The organism is Polycladomyces abyssicola, from assembly GCF_018326425.1.
Lineage (GTDB): Bacteria > Bacillota > Bacilli > Thermoactinomycetales > JIR-001 > Polycladomyces > Polycladomyces abyssicola.
On the sequence record NZ_AP024601.1, the window covers coordinates 2204993 to 2221542 of the forward strand.

Sequence of the window (16550 nt, forward strand, 5' to 3'; positions counted from 1 at the left end):
ACGGAAAGTCTTTTTTGGTCATTTCGGTTACACAGATGGAGACGTGCTTTCCCGATTGTCCCAGCCGGAAAACACGTCCCCTGAATCATTCCGTCATCAGAGCTTCGACCGAATCTCCGTCTCCCGTCTCTCTTATCCAGTGGCGACATCGGATGAGCCGGCTCTCGGTTACCAGGCCAATCCTCCCCCAGAATCGATCAATAACGGGATTCACTTGGGAGAGACAGGCTTTTTCAGCCTCGATCACCATTTGTTTCGAATGGTCCCGGTGTATCAAGCCGTGACGACGTTTTGACTTTTCTTCAATGCCTGATCCAGATCGGCGATCAAGTCATCCACCGACTCAATTCCTACGGACAAGCGGACCAGTTCCGGTGTTACGCCTGCGGCCAATTGTTCTTCTTCAGTCAATTGTTGATGCGTGGTGCTGGCCGGATGGATTACGAGGGATTTGGAATCACCCACGTTGGCCAGGTGAGAAAAGAGGCGTAAGTTTTCGATGAGTTTTTTGCCCGCTTCCAAACCACCTTTGATTCCAAACGTGAAAATGGCGCCTTGCCCTTTGGGCAGGTATTTTTTTGCTTTTTCGTATGACGGATGATCTTCCAATCCCGGATGGCTTACCCACTCCACCAGTTCGTGTTCCTGAAGGAACCTGGCGACCCGAAGCGCGTTTTCGCTGTGCCGTTCCATACGCAGATGCAACGTTTCCAACCCTTGCAAGAACAAAAACGCATTGAATGGAGAAATGGACGCTCCGATGTCCCGCAACAGTTGAACCCGGGCCTTGATGATGTAGGCCAGCGGCCCGACCGCCTCGGTGTAGGAAACCCCGTGATAACTCGGGTCCGGTTCGGTCAATTCCGGGAACTTGCCGTTGGTCCAGTCGAATTTGCCTGAATCCACAATCACCCCACCAATGCTGGTACCATGACCACCGATAAATTTGGTGGCCGAGTGCACGACGATGTCCGCCCCGAACTCAATCGGCCGGCACAAGTACGGCGTGGCAAACGTGTTGTCCACAATCAGCGGCACTCCGGCATCATGGGCCACTTTGGACACGGCTTCCACATCCAGCACGTCCATTTTGGGATTGCCGATGATCTCCCCAAATACAGCCCGTGTCTTTTCATTGATTGCCTTTTTGAAATTTTCCGGATCGGAAGGATCGACGAACCGCACAGTGATTCCCAGTTTGGGCAAGGTGTGTTGGAACAGGTTGTATGTGCCGCCGTACAAACTGCTGGATGAGACAATTTCATCCCCGGCTTTGGCGATGTTCAGGATGGAGTAGGTGATTGCCGCCTGACCGGAACTCGTCGCCAGCGCACCGACGCCACCTTCCAGCGCAGCCACCCGCTTTTCAAACACATCTTGAGTCGGGTTCATGATGCGGGTGTAGATATTGCCGAATTCTTTCAACGCAAACAAATTGGCTGCATGCTCCGTATCGTTGAACACATAGGAAGTGGTCTGGTAAATCGGTACCGCTCGCGCATTCGTCGTCGGGTCCGGTTCTTGGCCACCGTGGACCGCCAACGTTTCCAGTCCGTATTGTTGCGTTTCGCTCATCACCATCATCCTTTCGCAGAGATTGAATGCTTTGAGATTTCCCTGAGAAATCACCTGTTGTTCGTGTGAACGTCCCTCTCGCTATTGCAACACACAATCTCAAAGAGCACTCGCCGACTAAAGCCGCCTTTCCGCTTGTGACATCAGCCTAAAACAGTGGAATAAAAAAGCCCCTTCTCCGATAAGAGAAGAGGCTTTGGTTACGCCAGCTCTCCTCTCTTATCTCTCGGAAACCGTTGGCGTCGGTTTCCGCAGGAATTGGCACCTTCCGGTTCGTACAGACCGGGGTTGCCGGGTTTCATCGGGCCAGTCCCTCCACCACTCTCGATAAGAGATTCCAAATCCGATTCAATTGTGTCGACTATCAGAAAACTTGTTTTTCATTATACCGGTCTCTCATACCGCCGTCAACCGTTTTTTTAGAAAAAGTTCCGTCATTGATTCCATTCCAAATTCCATCTACAATGGTGATAGATTGCTTATTTTCGGGTCAGGGCGTGTGTATATGCGCCCATACATCAAATTTATTCATCATCAAGGAGGCTATCATGTCACGGAACCAAACGTTGATCGAATTGACGGAAAAATACGGCGCGAGGAACTATCACCCCCTGCCGATCGTGATTTCCAAGGCGGAGGGTGTTTGGGTGGAGGATGCTGACGGCAACAAGTACATGGACATGCTGAGTGCCTACTCGGCATTGAACCATGGACACCGCCATCCCCGTCTGATCGCGGCGCTGAAAGAACAAGCGGATAAAGTCACCTTGACCTCCCGTGCGTTCCACAACGATCAGCTGGGACTTTTTTACAAAAAAGTGGCTCAGTTAACGGGCAAAGAGATGATTCTGCCGATGAATACCGGAGCCGAAGCGGTGGAAACCGCCCTCAAAGCGGCCCGGCGCTGGGCATATGATGTGAAGAAAGTGCCGGAAAACCAAGCGGAAATCATCGTCTGTGAAAACAATTTCCACGGCCGGACCATCACTGCAGTCTCTCTCTCGTCCAGTGAGGAGTACCAACGCGGATTCGGCCCGTTGACCCCTGGCTTCAAAATCATACCGTACGGTGATGTCGAAGCGCTGAAAGCAGCCATTACGCCCAACACAGCCGCCTTCCTGGTGGAGCCGATCCAAGGGGAAGCAGGCGTTATCGTGCCGCCGGAAGGATATCTGCGTGAAGCCTACCGAGTATGTAAAGAACACAACGTCCTGTTCATCGCCGACGAGATCCAAACCGGGTTCGGTCGAACCGGTCAACTGTTCGCCTGCGACTGGGAAGACGTCCGGCCTGACCTGTATGTGATGGGGAAAGCGTTGGGCGGCGGTGTGATGCCGATCTCCGCCGTGGCCGGGGATAAAGAAGTGATGGGGGTATTCGAACCGGGCTCCCACGGTTCCACCTTTGGCGGCAACCCGTTGGCCTGCGCCGTCTCTGTGGCTGCACTGGATGTGCTGGTGGAAGAAAACTTGCCTCAGCGCTCTCGTGAATTGGGCGAATATTTCATGGCTGAACTGAAACAAATCCAAAATCCGATCATCAAGGAAATCCGCGGTAAAGGCCTCTTCATCGGAATGGAATTGTATGAACCGGCTCGTCCGCATTGCGAACGTCTGGCTGAAGAAGGTTTGCTGTGCAAAGAGACGCACGAAAACACCATCCGTTTCGCCCCGCCGCTCACGATTACCCAAGAAGAGCTGGATTGGGCACTGGCCAAAATCCGGAAAGTGTTGTCTGCTTGATGTACGATATAAGAACCCCCTCGATCCACGAGGGGGTTAAAATTTGGCTCGATTCACGGCACAGTCAAACGGTCGCGAAACTTTTCCAGTGTTTTCTCCCCGATCCCCGGAACGTTGGCCAGCTCGTCCACCGAGCGAAAAGGACCATGTTCCTCACGATAACGTATTATAGCCGCTGCTTTGGACGGTCCAATCCCATCCAGCTGATCTAGCTGTTCCGCCGTGGCAGAGTTGAGCGAAATTTTGCCACCGTTAGCCGTCGTGCCCGACTGAGTCCCGCCATCTGGAACCGAACCGGTTGCACCGGCCACGGGAGGAGGCACCTGTTCCCCTTTTCGCGGGATATAGACCACCATCCCGTCAGCCAACGGCTGAGCCAGGTTGACCCGATTCACATCCGCTGACGGTGCCGCACCTCCTGCCTGTTGCATCGCGTCCTGCACACGTGAACCGCCTGACAACTTGTACACACCCGGATGGTTGACCGCCCCCTTAACGTCGACGACAATCTTGGCGGCTTTTTCCCTATTTCCGCTCGACGGTGTCGCCGGCAGAGCTGGTTTGTAGGCGGGCAGGGTTGGAACCGGTGCAGTCTCTTCCCGACGGTTGATCAACAACACGATGAGTCCAATCACCACCAGCGCCAGCACCCCTGTCGCCAGCGCCCACTTATTGACCCGGTGATACCACTTTTCCTCCCACACCCTTACTCCCCCTTTCCTCATATTCCTCCCCGCTCCTGCATAGAGTTAAAGGAGAAATGTCAGCGTCATGCGGATGGGGAGGGTATTGTGATGAAATTCGGCTTCATCGGGACGGGAAGCATGGGAAGCAATCTGGTACTCGCGTTTGTCCATTCCTACGCCATGCAACCCGATCGTATCATCGTTTCCAACCGTACCCGCGACAAAGCGGAACGGCTGGCTCTGGATTGCCCTGGCATTCATGTGTCCGATCACAATCGGGATACGGCCAAAAAGGCGGATTGCATCTTTCTCTGCGTCAAACCGGGAGATTTTCGACAGGTGTTGGATGAGATACAGGATGTTGTCCGGCCGAACCAATACGTCATCTCCATCACCAGTCCGGTGATGATCCGCGACTTGGAAGAGCATCTGGACGCGAAGATCGCCAAAGTGATCCCTAGTATTTGTCATGCGGCATTGTCGGGTAACGCTCTGTTGATACCCGGAACCCGTTTCTCGGATGAAGACACCCAGTGGTTATACCAGCTGTTCTCCTGCATCAGCAAACCGCTGTACGTCGACGAAGCCCATACGCGTGCCGCTTCCGATTTAGCCAGCTGTGGTCCTGCGTTTCTTGCCAACATTTTGGAGCAATGGATTCAAGCCGCCGTCAAAGAGACCGGACTGCCTGTAGAGACCGCCACCTCCCTGGTGGAACAGATGATCGTCGGCACAGGAAAACTGCTGACAGAAAACGGGTTCACGCTGCAATCCCTCCAGGATCGGGTGGCCGTTCCCGGCGGGATCACGCGCGAGGGACTCCATCTGTTGGATGAGGCCTTCATCCCCTGCTTCACCCGCCTTTTCCAAATGACACACATGAAATTTTCTGAAGACCTCCGCAACGTGCAGCAATCGTTCCAACGCGCTGAGAAAAATCTTTGAGAGTCTCCATGCTTGTAAGAACGGGATTTCTGAAGCGCCAGACGTCCGGTCCGATTCTTTTAAGGACTTACTGTCTCATCAACACTTCAAATGATGCCCCCACATGTCATGCCCCGACTGAGCCGTTTTCATTTTACCATGTATTTATTGGAATACCTGCATGATTTTCTCATGAAAAAACCCGGTTCGCGGCTGCATTTGCAGCTGAACCGGGTTTGAAACTATTCGGCATCTCAAGTGGATGGTCGATTGGGACCTTTTACTTTTTTTTCTTTGTTCTCATCCACGGCACTGCCCAAGGTTGTTCCTTCCTGCGCCAACTTGGCATCACGAGCTTCGTCCGCTCCGATCGGCGGTAATTTCGAATCGGGTTCCACGCGCATGTACCAGACATCCTTTCCCTCGGATTGCCGATCTTTGGATCTGATCGGCGGTTATCCTTTAGGATGTGGAAGGTGTCGCTTTCTCATGCAAAAAGAAAAAGCCCGCCACATAGCGAGCTGCAACTGCTGACTGAGTGGTTGGTTCAAGCGAGTCCGAATTTCCTGTCGAGCGCCTTTAGCCATTGCCATGGAGCGCCATAGAGCGAACGAAAAAAAACAAGCCCGCTTCGGACCGGAAGCACAGGGCTCCAGGCAACGCGCCTCGCAATGGAATCCCTGCGCGTTCCGGTCCTTCATGTCGGGCTCGATCAAGTGGGTCAATTGACCACAATGTTGACCAATTTTCGCGGTACGACGATTACTTTGCGGACCGTTTTCCCTTCCAACAACGTTTGAATGCGGTCCAGCTTCATAACCAGTGCTTCCACTTCGCTCTTGTCCGCCTCGGCCGGTACAACCACTTTATCTCGCACCTTGCCATTGATCTGCACCGCAATTTCCACTTCGTTCTGCACCAAAGCCGCCGGATCGAAGGTCGGCCACGACTGGGCATGCACGCTGTCTTGATGGCCCATCCGCTGCCACAGTTCTTCGGTGATATGAGGCGCAAACGGCGCCAACAACAGCACGACCGTCTCAATCGCATCGGCCAGCGTCCCACGGTCGGCATCCTCCGGATAGGCATAGATGCCATTGACCAGTTCCATAATGGCACTGATGGCGGTGTTAAAGTGATAACGGTCATTCACGTCCTCCGTCACTTTTTTGACGGTCCGGTGCCGCAACCGGTTCAGCTCCTGGGCTTCCTTGCTTGTCGTATCGGGAGCGGGGCGTTGTTCGAACAGGGAGGCGTGCTGCTCCACCATCCGCCAAACGCGGTTCAAGAAACGGTAGCTTCCTTCCACCCCGGCATCCGACCATTCCAAGTCACGATCCGGCGGTGCGGCAAACAGGATAAACATCCTGGCAGTGTCCGCCCCGTATTTTTCGACGATGTCCATCGGGCTGACCACATTGCCTTTGGATTTGGACATTTTCGCTCCGTCTTTGAGCACCATTCCCTGGGTCAGCAGGCTGGTGAACGGTTCATCCACCGGCACCAAACCGGCATCGTACAGGACCTTGGTAAAGAATCGAGAGTACAGCAAATGCAACACGGCGTGCTCAATCCCGCCGATATACTCGTCGACTGGCAGCCATTCCTTCACTTTGTCCGGATCGAACGGCATATCTTCGTTGTGCGCATCCGTATACCGGAAGAAATACCAAGACGAATCGATAAATGTATCCATCGTATCCGTCTCCCGGCGCGCCGACTTGCCGCAGCGGGGGCATTCGGTGTTCACGAACGATTCCGACGTGGTGAGCGGATTGCGTTTGCCGTCAAATACGACGTCTTCGGGCAGAAGGACCGGCAAATGTTCTTTCGGTACCGGAACAATGCCGCAATCGTCGCAGTAGATGATCGGAATCGGGCATCCCCAATACCGTTGCCGTGAAATCAACCAGTCGCGCAGTCGATAATTGACCGTCGGTCCACCCAGCCCTTTTTCCTCCAGATGACGGGCGATGGCCTTGATCGCTTCCCGGTTGTTCAATCCACTGAAATCACCCGAGTTGACCAGTTTCCCTTCGCCGGTATACGCTTCGGTCAACTCGTCGGTGTCGCCCTCCTCCGGACGAATGACGACTCGAATCGGCAAATCGTATTTCCGGGCAAACAGGAAGTCCCGCTCATCGTGGGCCGGTACTCCCATCACCGCGCCGGTGCCGTAATCCATCAACACATAGTTGGCCACCCAGATCGGCACATTTTCGCCGGTTAAAGGATGTTGGGCAAACGCTCCCGTGAAATACCCCACTTTTTCCGCATCCGCCGCTGTCCGCGTGATTTCGGATTCTTTCCGCATGCGTTCGATAAAGTCGGCAATCACCGACTCGTTTTCCTTTCCGCGAATCAATTTCGGAACCAGCGGATGCTCCGGAGCCAACACCAAGTAAGTGACGCCGAACAACGTGTCGGGACGAGTGGTGAATACGGTCACTTTTTCATGATCCAGTTCGGGAATGGTGAAGGTGACGTGCGCCCCCTCGCTGCGACCAATCCAGTTACGCTGCATGGCCTTCACTTTTTCCGGCCATTTCGGTAAGCGGTCCAATCCTTCGAGCAGGCGGTCGGCGTAATCGGTGATTCGCAGGAACCATTGCTCCAGCTCCTTTTTCGTCACCTCCGTATCACAACGCCAGCACAACCCGTCTTCAACCTGTTCGTTGGCCAGCACCGTGTTGCAAGTGGGGCACCAGTTGACGGCCGCCTTTTTGCGATAAGCCAGTCCGCGCTCGTAAAAGAGCAGAAACAGCCACTGTGTCAACTTGTAATAGTCCGGTAGACACGTACCGACATACCGCTCCCAGTCATAGGATACGCCCAAACGGGCCTGCTCCTCCCGAATCCGCTTCATATTTTTCAACGTCCACTCGCGCGGATTCACCCCCCGCTGGATGGCGGCATTCTCCGCCGGTAGACCAAATGCGTCGGCACCCATGGGGTGAAGGACGCGATATCCGTTCATCCGTTTGAAACGGGCAATCACATCCCCGATGGTATACACCCGGACATGGCCCATATGTAACCCTTCACCCGAAGGATAAGGGAATTGTTCCAGCGCGTAAAATTTCGGTTTGTCCCGATCCTCGTCGGTCCGGTGCATGCGGCGCTCCTGCCAGACCGCTTGCCATTTTGGTTCAATTTCACTCGGTTGATACGTCCGCATGTGACCCAACCTCCTTCACACCAAAATATGAAAACCTCCCGCCCCCAGCCTTCCTTGCTAGGGACGAGAGGTTAGTTCACAACTCCCGCGGTACCACCCTAGTTGACATTTGTACAGCTACTGCCGGACAAATGCCCACTCTCATCATCCGTAACGGGGATGTTCCGCCGGACAGTACTGAACATTCCCATCCGGAGCGATGAGGCGAGTTCATCCAACCTCTCTGATCGGCTTGCACCCGAACGCCGACTCTCTGAGCAGAGGAAGCTGGACTACTACTCCTCATCCAAGCTTTGTCGAATCTTGGCTTATCGTGATGTTTGATTCACATTATATGAAACAGCTTGGACACATGTCAATGGGTTCTCTATCATTTGTTCACGTGTTTTTAACATTGTTCACAAATTGGACTCATTCCATACCGTTTGTATGTGCTTTATTGCACCTGTTGAATTTCCCTGGCATCGCCCCACAACCGTTCCAGGTCGTAAAATTCGCGTTCATCCTTGTGGAAGACGTGGACGACCACATCTCCGAGGTCCATCAGTACCCAGCGTGCCTCGGCAAACCCTTCGATTCCCCTGAGAGGAACCTTTGCCTCCTGCATCTTTTCCTTGATCGCAGTCACAATGGCTTGCACTTGCTTTTGTGAATTTCCGTGACAGATGACGAAGTAATCGGCTATTACCGACAAACCACGGATATCCAGGATCGTGACACGCTGTGCCTTCTTCTCCTCGGCAGTCGCAGCCGCCAATTGCGCAATCTCCACCAGGTTCAAAAACGATACCCTCCTCAGGATGAATTTTTTCCTGACACCCGCTCTAACACATCATTGCGGGCCAAAAGTGTCAGCGGATACACCTTTTGACCACGGTCGATCAGGAAGCGAATCGTGTTGTCGAGCGCCATCAACACGGCACGGTCCAAATCGGATTCGGCCACGGCGCGCACTTCGTCCACACCGGGAAACCGTCGGCCGGGTTCGATATAGTCCGCCAGAAACACCACTTGTTCCAAGCGCGTCATGTTTGGCCGTCCGGTCGTATGATAACGGATCGCATCCAACACCTCGGGATCCGTCACCCCCAGGCACTCACGCACCGCTTCGGCACCGACGGGGGCATGCCACAATTCTTTATTATAGTCTAACAGATCCGACGGTAAATGATGACGAATAATCCAGTCCCGCATGCGTTCATCCGGCCAATATTTGCAGTAATCATGCAGAATACCCGCCAAATCGGCCTTCTCTTTATCAGCTCCGAACCGATCGGCCAAGCGAACAGCCGTTTCCGCCACACGCAAAGTGTGTTCAAACCGTGATCGGGGTAGTTCCTTTTCTACAGCTTGCAACAATGCCTCACGTTCCATACAACCTCTTCCCCTTGATGTACTTGCGTACCGGTTCCGGCAAAAGATACCGCCCGGAAGCACCGCGCGCCAATTGCCGGCGAATCTGAGTGGATGAAACATTCACAGTGACCGGATCTTGCACCCAGATCACTTTTTCCGCGATCTCCGGGGGCAAAGCATCCGTATTCGTGCCGGGGCGTGCGTGTCCAATGATGTCCACCATTTGCAGGATTTCCTCTATTTTATACCAATTCGGCAAATCGTTCACCATGTCCCCGCCCACGATGAGAAAAAAACGATCATGTGGATGTTGTGAACACAGCTGGCGAACCGTATCCACTGTATAGGAAGGTCCTGGTCGTAACAACTCGACTGTGGACAATCGAAACTTGGGGTGATCGCAAATCGCCAGCCTGACCATTTCCACCCGGTGTTCTGCAGGGGTAATGTCTTGTCCCGGCTTGTGGGGCGGAGACGCTGCCGGGATGAACCACACCTCATCCAAGCCGACGCTTTGCGATGCCTGTTCGGCAATGATCAGATGACCGATATGAATCGGGTCAAATGTGCCGCCAAAAATGCCGATGTTCATCACACATCCTCATTTCCGCCATCATTCTCCTTGCAGTGAGGCTTCCAAAACCTCCCGCATGGTTTCGACCGGCGCCGGACGTCCAGTCCAGTGTTCGAACGCCAACACCGCTTGGTAAAGCAACATGCCCAATCCGGAATGCACACGAGCTCCCCGTTTTTTCGCCTCTTGCAATAACCGGGTCCACTTCGGCCGGTAAATCAGATCGCTCACGATGAGACGGTCATGCAAACCGGACGGGGCAATCGGAATCTCGTCCACATGCGGATACATTCCCACAGATGTGGATTGCACCAACAGGGTGGTTTCCTCCAATACCCGGTTGATGTCGGCCAACCCGACCACATCTGTCGCCGTCCACTGCCCGAGATGGGCCGCCAGTTCCTCTGCTTTTTCTGTCGTGCGGTTGGCCACCGTGATGTGCCGCACCCCTGCCGTCGCCAGTGCATGTCCCACCGCTCGTGCCGCACCGCCCGCACCGATGATCAATACGCGTTGTGCGGTAACATCCAGGCCGGTTTCCTCCTGAAGCGAGCGCAGATAACCCGTACCGTCGGTATTGTACCCGACCAATCGGCCGTTGTCGTTGACCACCGTGTTGACCGCACCGATGGCCCGGGCCGTTTCGTCCACCTCATCCAACCATTCCATAATGGCAACTTTGTGCGGGATCGTCACATTCCAACCACGGACGCCCAAGGCACGCAATCCCCGCACAGCATCGCCCAATGCTTCCGGTGCCACGTCGAATGCCGCATATATATAAGGAAGGCCGGCTGTCTGAAACGCTCGATTCATCATCTCCGGCGATTTGGAATGGGCCACCGGATGACCCAACAGCGCCACGACGCCGGTCGTTCCGTCGATATGCATAGGTGATGCTCTCCTCTCCATTTTTACCATTTCCAAGCTCTCGAAAGATGAAACCTGGTGTTCAGGCTTGTTTTCTCCACTTGCTCCGAGCAGGCGTGCCTGATCTATATCGTGGCATCACTTCCCTGGGCACGCTCCACCTGCGCCCTTTCCGGAAGCAGAGCGAGCCGACCCAGCCGCTTCCGTTCACTCGTTTCAGGAAGCCCCAGCATCACTCGCTTATGAATCCCCTTGGTTAGATGTTGCAAGTTAAGGGTGTTTTAGATGACAGACGGACGCAATTCCACCCGGATGCCTTCCGGTGCCCACACTTCAATCTCGGCTGCTTCTTTACCGACAGCGATCCATCCGAGACCCGCAATCACCAGATCCTGCTTCCCGCCACCCGGAATGTGGAATTGCTGTTTGCGCCAAGGGGGCAAGACAGACGGATCTTCCGGAGGTGCCAACAATTCACCCAGATGTGTCCGTTGAATTTCATCCGCTTTTTCATACTTGGTCCGGTGAACGTACAGTGCATTGGAAACATACAACACAAACGGCTGGCGTGGTCCCTTGATAAAATCGACGCGTGCCAGGCCGCCCAGAAACAGCGTTTGTCGGTCGTTCAGCTGATACACCCGCGGGTTGATCGTGCCTTTGGGTACGATGACCTTCAGATCGGCGGGAGAAACCCATTCGCTCAACCGATCCTTTCGTACGATGCCGGGAGTGTCAATCAAGGAGCGCCCGTCTTCCAACGGAATTCGGATTGTGTCCAAGGTCGTGCCCGGATACGGTGACGTCGTGATCGGTTGACCGCCATCGCCGAAATCATGCAACAAACGGTTGATCAGCGTAGATTTCCCCACGTTGGTAACACCGACGACGTACACGTCCCTCCCCTGTCGGTGACGCTCAATGGCCGCCATCACTTCCCGTATGTAAAAACCTTTGGCCGCACTGCACAGCACGATATCCACCGGATTCGCGCCGAGGCGTTCAGCCGACCGGCGCACCCATTCACGAATCCGCCCGTGCTTGACCGATTTGGGGAATAAATCGATTTTATTGGCGATCAACAGAAGTGGATTCTTCCCGATCCATCGCGGCAGATCTGGAATCCAACTGCCGTCGAAGTCAAACAGGTCCACCACTTGAACAACGAGGCTGTCCGTATCCGCAATCCGTCGCAGCAAGTCTTCATAGTATCCAGGATCATGGACGACGGGTGCCACTTCGTTATAATGCCGAATACGAAAACAACGCTGGCAAACGGCATCCTGCTCCGCCTCCGCCAGCACCTTCTCCGGAACATATCCCGGTTGTTTCGGGTCAGCGGCTTGCAGCGGCACGCCGCACCCCACACAGTATAACGCCGATTCCCTCACGGTCGATCCCCCCATCGCAACATTCCCTTTTCTTTCATCCAACGGAAGACAATCCGTTCCATCATCCGGTTGATCTTGGTGAAAAAGCCTTCCGATTCGGAAATCGGCACGACCAGAATCGCAAACAGGCCCATTCGTTTGGCCCCCAGCACATCGGTGAACAACTGGTCACCGATGACCACGGTCTCCTCCGGTTTTGTCTCCAAGCGCCGCAACGCCTTTTTGAACGCGCGGGTGAGCGGTTTTTTCGCACGATGAATAAATGGAATTTGCAAGGGTGTCGCAAACCGAGACACACGTGTACGCGTGTTGTTGGAAACGATCATCACGCGAAATCCCATCCCCCGTACCTGGTCCAGCCAGCTGACCAATTTGGGCGTGGCGTCGGGACGGTCTGCTTCCACCAGCGTGTTGTCCAAATCAACGATAGCCGCTTTGACCCCGCGGCGTTGCAACTGATGGAAGTCGATATCGTATATGGATTGTACATACAGATCGGGAACAATCGCTTTAAACACAGGCCCACCTCATCGATCGTCCGTACTTATATCGGCAATAACTATACCACATTTATCCCACCGAGAGCAAAAGGAACACCGCATCGAAACCATGTTCACCTCATGAATTGCGAGCGAGAAGACGCGGCAATTTGATAGGTGTAGATAAAACCGAGCGTTTCGCTGAATCCTCCTCATGGAGTAACAATAAATAGTATCATCCAATAAGAATTGCAAAAACACTTTAACTGCCCGGTGAGCGAAATACTCGTGAAACTGCTCGCACCTTGAGAAAAACCTATGGGGTTGGCAGGAGGAAGCGTCTTGCCGTACACCGATTCCGTCTGGCGGATCGACGTTACTTTTACACACCTCAGATCACATTCGCTCTTCATGAGAGGTATTCACCCTCACATTTTCGAAAGATTTTAACACCAACTATAAAGTACATTCATACGCCTTTGTTATGGTGAAAGCAATCGGTTGTCCATGGGAAAGGAGCATGGGAAATGAGTGATCGAAACACCAATACCATCGACCAAGGTCGGCGGGTATTTCTCAAATCGTTGCTCACCGGATCGGCCTTGTTTCTCGTCGACAGCCTGACGAAAGGGCCGGTGGTTGCCATCACCCGTACGGCCAACGCCGCACAAGCGGCCATCGCCACTTCTCGCTATCCCCGATACCAACCGAAGTATGCTCCCGGGATTGGTTTTCCCCAATCCGTCGCTTCCGGCGATCCTACTGCTACCGGTGCCATGCTGTGGACACGGGTGGACCCCGCTGTCTCACCGGGTCTTTCCACAGACAAGGTTGACCCCGGTCTGGTTCAGTGGATGCAGGACCCCGCCTCATCCCCCAATGAAGACGTCATCGAATCGATTCGCCAAGGGCGTTTTGTCCAGTTTGAAATCAGCGAACAAGCGGACTTCTCCCATATTGTACTCAGCGGCTTCGCACCGATTTACCAGGATTATGACCATATCGTCAAAGTGGATGTGGACGGACGTCTTCAACCGCAAACCACCTATTATTACCGGTTTATCACGCACTCCGGTCATGTCAGCCGCACCGGCCGTTTCCAAACACTCCCCGCCACGGGTGGACCTGTTCGTTCCGCCCGTTTCGGTTACGTTTCCTGTGCCGACTACACAAACGGCTACTATCATGCATATCGAATGCTGGCGGAGGAGGACCTGGATTTCGTCATCCATTTGGGGGACTACATATACGAGTCGGTCGGCGACCCTCAGTACCAAAACCCGCTACCCGACCGGCAAATCCATCTGCCCAGCGGAAAGTCGAAAGCGTTCACCCTGGCGGATTACCGGACACTATATCAAACCTACCGCTCCGATCCCGACCTGCAACGCCTACACGAACGACATGCCATGATCGCCATCTGGGATGATCACGAATTTGCCAACGATACGTATTTCCCGGCCGTCGCTCCTGACGACAGCCCGGAATCTGATCCGTCACGCCGGTTGACGGCCAACCGCGTATGGTTTGAATACATGCCGGCACGCGTCACCTTTGATGGAACGCAATCATTTGATCGTTCCATCCGCATTTTTCGTTCCTTTACCTGGGGTGACCTGGCCGAATTCATATTCACCGATCAACGTCTCTACCGCAGCGCCCACCCGTGCGGAGAAAAGGAACTGGGCGAACGTTACCTCTCCTCTGGCTGCCCCCGTATGAACGACCCGGACCAGACGATGCTAGGGAAGGAACAAAAAGCTTGGTTCCTCGACCGGATGAAATCCGCCACGGCATTATGGAAAATCTGGGCCAACGAAGTCCAGTTCACCCCTTTGAAACTGTTCGGACAATATCTCAATCTGGATGCGTGGGACGGATACGCGGGCGAACGCCGTCAGTTGACGGAGGCACTAAAAAAAGCGGGCATTCGCAATTGGATCACCATCACGGGTGATTTGCACACCTTTGAGGCCAATCTGATCCATGAAGATTACGGCAACGCGTCCGATGAACAGGCGGTGGGAGTGGAACTGATGGTCGGTTCTGTCACCTCATCCAATTTGAAAGAAATGGTGCAACAAACGATCCGAGGATCGATCTCCGGCTCCAATCCGCTCCCGCTTTCGGCTGTCAAACAAATGCTCGCCGATATTTTCGGACCGGTATCGTCCATGTCCGAAGACATCCTGGACAAGGTGATTCATCAGTTGTCCAATCTCATCACCATGCAAAATCCCTGGATCAAACGGTTTGACAGTACCACCCATGGTTACGCCGTGATGGAATTGACGCGGGACAAAGCCATTTGGCGTGCCTATGCGGTAAGCTCGATCCAATCCCGCGACGCACGTAAATCCCTTCTTTTCGAATGTGAGATTCCACGAGATCAGGCACGGCTGAACTTCTCACACGGTTGACGGGATCCCATCCGGTTCGAGACGGCCAAAGCACGTCTGGTGAATACTGTCTCCTCCTTCACGGATTTGCCAGAAACGCCCTAAACAAACGCGGTCCTTTTCTTTTGACGGGAACATCCCGTCTTTTTTTGTTTTTCCCTTGATTTTTTCCTTCATCAGGCGGATGATGACAGTAGTTCGCGTACAATGATTCCTTTTTCATAGAAAGGAGCAGGCGCATGCAGGTTCGTTTGGAGAAACTTTCCTCTTGGCTCAAACAGGAATCGATCGATGCCGCGTTCCTCACCTCTACCGCCAATGTGTTCTACCTGTCTGGATTTCTTTGCCATCCACATGAACGGTTGTTGGGGCTGTTCGTCTTCCCCGAAGCTGAACCGCTGTTGATCTGTCCGCAAATGGAAGTGAAACAAGCCAAAAATGCGGGATGGTCTTATGAGATCCTGGGATACGACGATACCCAAAACCCGTGGGAAATGATTCGAGACGCACTTACCTCCCGAAAGATCCAACCAAACGGGGTTCGCACCCTGGCTGTGGAAAAGGATCATCTCTCCTACCGCCGTGCGGAATTATTGATGTCCATCCTGCCGGGTGTCCGGTTCATTTCGGCGGAAGATCAGATGCATCAGCTGCGGATGATCAAAGATTCGAAGGAGATCGGCATCATGCGGGAAGCGGCCCGCTTGGCCGACTATGGTGTAGAAGTGGGATTCTCCGCTTTGAAAGAAGGCGTCACTGAGATGGAAGTGGTCGCAGTGATCGAGAAGGAGTTGAAACAAAAAGGGATTCAGAGCATGGCTTTCTCCACGATGGTACTGTTTGGAGAAAAGTCCGGCTTGCCGCACGGCATACCAGGCAACCGCCGGCTGCAGGAGGGAGATTTGGTCTTGTTCGACCTTGGGGTCGTGCTGGAAGGTTACTGTTCGGACATCACCCGCACCGTCGCATATCGCTCGGCCGGAGAACAGCAGCGTGAAATCTATGAAACGGTGTTGCAGGCGCAGCTGAGCGCGCTGGATGCATGCAAACCTGGGACCCCCATCGGAGAATTGGACAAGACTGCACGAAAGTTGATTGAAAAAGCCGGCTATGGAAAATATTTTCCCCATCGGGTCGGCCACGGTCTCGGCATCGAGGTGCATGAGTATCCTTCGTTGACCAGCACCAACACGCAACCCCTGCAACCTGGTATGACCTTCACCGTGGAGCCGGGCATCTACGTGGAAGGCGTCGGGGGTGTGCGGATCGAGGATGATGTGATGATCACCGAAGAGGGATGCGAAATTCTGACCAACTTTTCCAAAGAATTGCTGATCATCCGTTGAACAACCCAAAGCCCCCGCTTTTTAGCGAAG

The 16550-nt window shown here is 53.8% G+C and carries 15 protein-coding genes, 1 riboswitch and 1 other annotated feature; of the genes, 5 read left to right on the plus strand and 10 right to left on the minus strand.

What is annotated here, in order from left to right:
- The first annotated feature begins 43 nt into the window (after window positions 1-43).
- Window positions 44-295, plus strand: coding sequence for a hypothetical protein (locus KI215_RS11120; RefSeq protein ID WP_212772796.1), 252 nt, complete (start codon window positions 44-46; stop codon window positions 293-295).
- Here KI215_RS11120 and KI215_RS11125 read toward each other — a convergent pair.
- Complete coding sequence (locus KI215_RS11125) at window positions 274-1575, minus strand: homocysteine synthase (RefSeq protein ID WP_212772797.1); 1302 nt, start codon at window positions 1573-1575, stop codon at window positions 274-276. The genes KI215_RS11120 and KI215_RS11125 overlap by 22 nt on opposite strands.
- 216 nt (window positions 1576-1791) lie before the next feature.
- Window positions 1792-1909, minus strand: a riboswitch (SAM riboswitch).
- Window positions 1910-2123: 214 nt separating this feature from the next.
- On the opposite strand from KI215_RS11125, the gene KI215_RS11130 reads away from it, so the two are divergent.
- Window positions 2124-3317: an ornithine--oxo-acid transaminase gene (locus KI215_RS11130; protein ID WP_212772798.1), complete on the plus strand. Its 1194-nt coding sequence runs from the start codon at window positions 2124-2126 to the stop codon at window positions 3315-3317.
- A gap of 53 nt (window positions 3318-3370) precedes the next feature.
- On the opposite strand, the gene KI215_RS11135 is transcribed toward KI215_RS11130, so the two are convergent.
- Entirely contained in the window at window positions 3371-4021 is a 651-nt protein-coding gene (locus KI215_RS11135) for a helix-hairpin-helix domain-containing protein (protein ID WP_246512096.1), read from the minus strand.
- Window positions 4022-4111: 90 nt separating this feature from the next.
- On the opposite strand from KI215_RS11135, the gene comER reads away from it, so the two are divergent.
- A complete protein-coding gene (comER, locus tag KI215_RS11140) occupies window positions 4112-4948 on the plus strand; it encodes a late competence protein ComER (protein WP_212772800.1) in 837 nt (278 codons plus the stop codon).
- 233 nt (window positions 4949-5181) lie between these two features.
- Here the strand turns inward: comER and KI215_RS11145 are convergent, their stop codons facing one another.
- The 8 genes from KI215_RS11145 to KI215_RS11180 all read right to left on the minus strand — a co-directional run bounded on the left by KI215_RS11145 (window position 5182) and on the right by KI215_RS11180 (window position 12814).
- Window positions 5182-5331 (minus strand): hypothetical protein, encoded by a 150-nt coding sequence (locus KI215_RS11145; RefSeq protein WP_205492824.1) that lies wholly within the window; start codon window positions 5329-5331, stop codon window positions 5182-5184.
- Between the two features lie 317 nt (window positions 5332-5648).
- Window positions 5649-8105 carry a leucine--tRNA ligase gene (gene leuS, locus KI215_RS11150; protein WP_212772801.1) on the minus strand — a complete coding sequence of 819 codons (2457 nt, stop codon included), beginning with the start codon at window positions 8103-8105 and terminating at the stop codon, window positions 5649-5651.
- Between the two features lie 56 nt (window positions 8106-8161).
- Window positions 8162-8403: a binding site (T-box leader), on the minus strand.
- Window positions 8404-8541: 138 nt separating this feature from the next.
- Window positions 8542-8886, minus strand: coding sequence for a ribosome silencing factor (gene rsfS / locus KI215_RS11155; protein WP_212772802.1), 345 nt, complete (start codon window positions 8884-8886; stop codon window positions 8542-8544).
- A 14-nt stretch (window positions 8887-8900) separates the two neighbouring features.
- Window positions 8901-9479: a bis(5'-nucleosyl)-tetraphosphatase (symmetrical) YqeK gene (yqeK, locus tag KI215_RS11160; protein ID WP_212772803.1), complete on the minus strand. Its 579-nt coding sequence runs from the start codon at window positions 9477-9479 to the stop codon at window positions 8901-8903.
- On the minus strand, window positions 9469-10053 hold the full coding sequence (locus KI215_RS11165) for a nicotinate-nucleotide adenylyltransferase (protein WP_212772804.1): 585 nt from the start codon (window positions 10051-10053) through the stop codon (window positions 9469-9471). The genes yqeK and KI215_RS11165 overlap by 11 nt, the downstream gene beginning before the upstream one ends.
- A 21-nt stretch (window positions 10054-10074) precedes the next feature.
- The gene (locus tag KI215_RS11170; RefSeq protein WP_212772805.1) at window positions 10075-10926 is read right to left on the minus strand and encodes a shikimate dehydrogenase; all 852 of its coding nucleotides are present in this window, start codon (window positions 10924-10926) and stop codon (window positions 10075-10077) included.
- Window positions 10927-11186: 260 nt separating this feature from the next.
- Complete coding sequence (gene yqeH, locus KI215_RS11175) at window positions 11187-12311, minus strand: ribosome biogenesis GTPase YqeH (RefSeq protein ID WP_212772806.1); 1125 nt, start codon at window positions 12309-12311, stop codon at window positions 11187-11189.
- Window positions 12293-12814, minus strand: coding sequence for a YqeG family HAD IIIA-type phosphatase (locus tag KI215_RS11180; protein WP_212772807.1), 522 nt, complete (start codon window positions 12812-12814; stop codon window positions 12293-12295). The genes yqeH and KI215_RS11180 overlap by 19 nt, the downstream gene beginning before the upstream one ends.
- A gap of 488 nt (window positions 12815-13302) precedes the next feature.
- Between KI215_RS11180 and KI215_RS11185 the strand changes: the two genes are divergently transcribed.
- Together KI215_RS11185 and KI215_RS11190 are read left to right on the plus strand one after the other, a co-directional pair.
- On the plus strand, window positions 13303-15195 hold the full coding sequence (locus KI215_RS11185; RefSeq protein WP_212772808.1) for an alkaline phosphatase D family protein: 1893 nt from the start codon (window positions 13303-13305) through the stop codon (window positions 15193-15195).
- A gap of 218 nt (window positions 15196-15413) precedes the next feature.
- Complete coding sequence (locus tag KI215_RS11190) at window positions 15414-16520, plus strand: M24 family metallopeptidase (protein ID WP_212772809.1); 1107 nt, start codon at window positions 15414-15416, stop codon at window positions 16518-16520.
- Window positions 16521-16550: the final 30 nt, after the last annotated feature.

Coding starts and splice junctions, on each gene's coding strand:
- KI215_RS11125 (WP_212772797.1), bottom strand. CDS start 1,575: ATGAGCGAAACGCAACAATACGGACTGGAAACGTTGGCGGTCCACGGT.
- KI215_RS11130 (WP_212772798.1), top strand. CDS start 2,124: ATGTCACGGAACCAAACGTTGATCGAATTGACGGAAAAATACGGCGCG.
- comER (WP_212772800.1), top strand. CDS start 4,112: ATGAAATTCGGCTTCATCGGGACGGGAAGCATGGGAAGCAATCTGGTA.
- KI215_RS11145 (WP_205492824.1), bottom strand. CDS start 5,331: ATGCGCGTGGAACCCGATTCGAAATTACCGCCGATCGGAGCGGACGAA.
- leuS (WP_212772801.1), bottom strand. CDS start 8,105: ATGCGGACGTATCAACCGAGTGAAATTGAACCAAAATGGCAAGCGGTC.
- yqeK (WP_212772803.1), bottom strand. CDS start 9,479: ATGGAACGTGAGGCATTGTTGCAAGCTGTAGAAAAGGAACTACCCCGA.
- KI215_RS11165 (WP_212772804.1), bottom strand. CDS start 10,053: ATGAACATCGGCATTTTTGGCGGCACATTTGACCCGATTCATATCGGT.
- KI215_RS11170 (WP_212772805.1), bottom strand. CDS start 10,926: ATGCATATCGACGGAACGACCGGCGTCGTGGCGCTGTTGGGTCATCCG.
- yqeH (WP_212772806.1), bottom strand. CDS start 12,311: ATGGGGGGATCGACCGTGAGGGAATCGGCGTTATACTGTGTGGGGTGC.
- KI215_RS11185 (WP_212772808.1), top strand. CDS start 13,303: ATGAGTGATCGAAACACCAATACCATCGACCAAGGTCGGCGGGTATTT.
- KI215_RS11190 (WP_212772809.1), top strand. CDS start 15,414: ATGCAGGTTCGTTTGGAGAAACTTTCCTCTTGGCTCAAACAGGAATCG.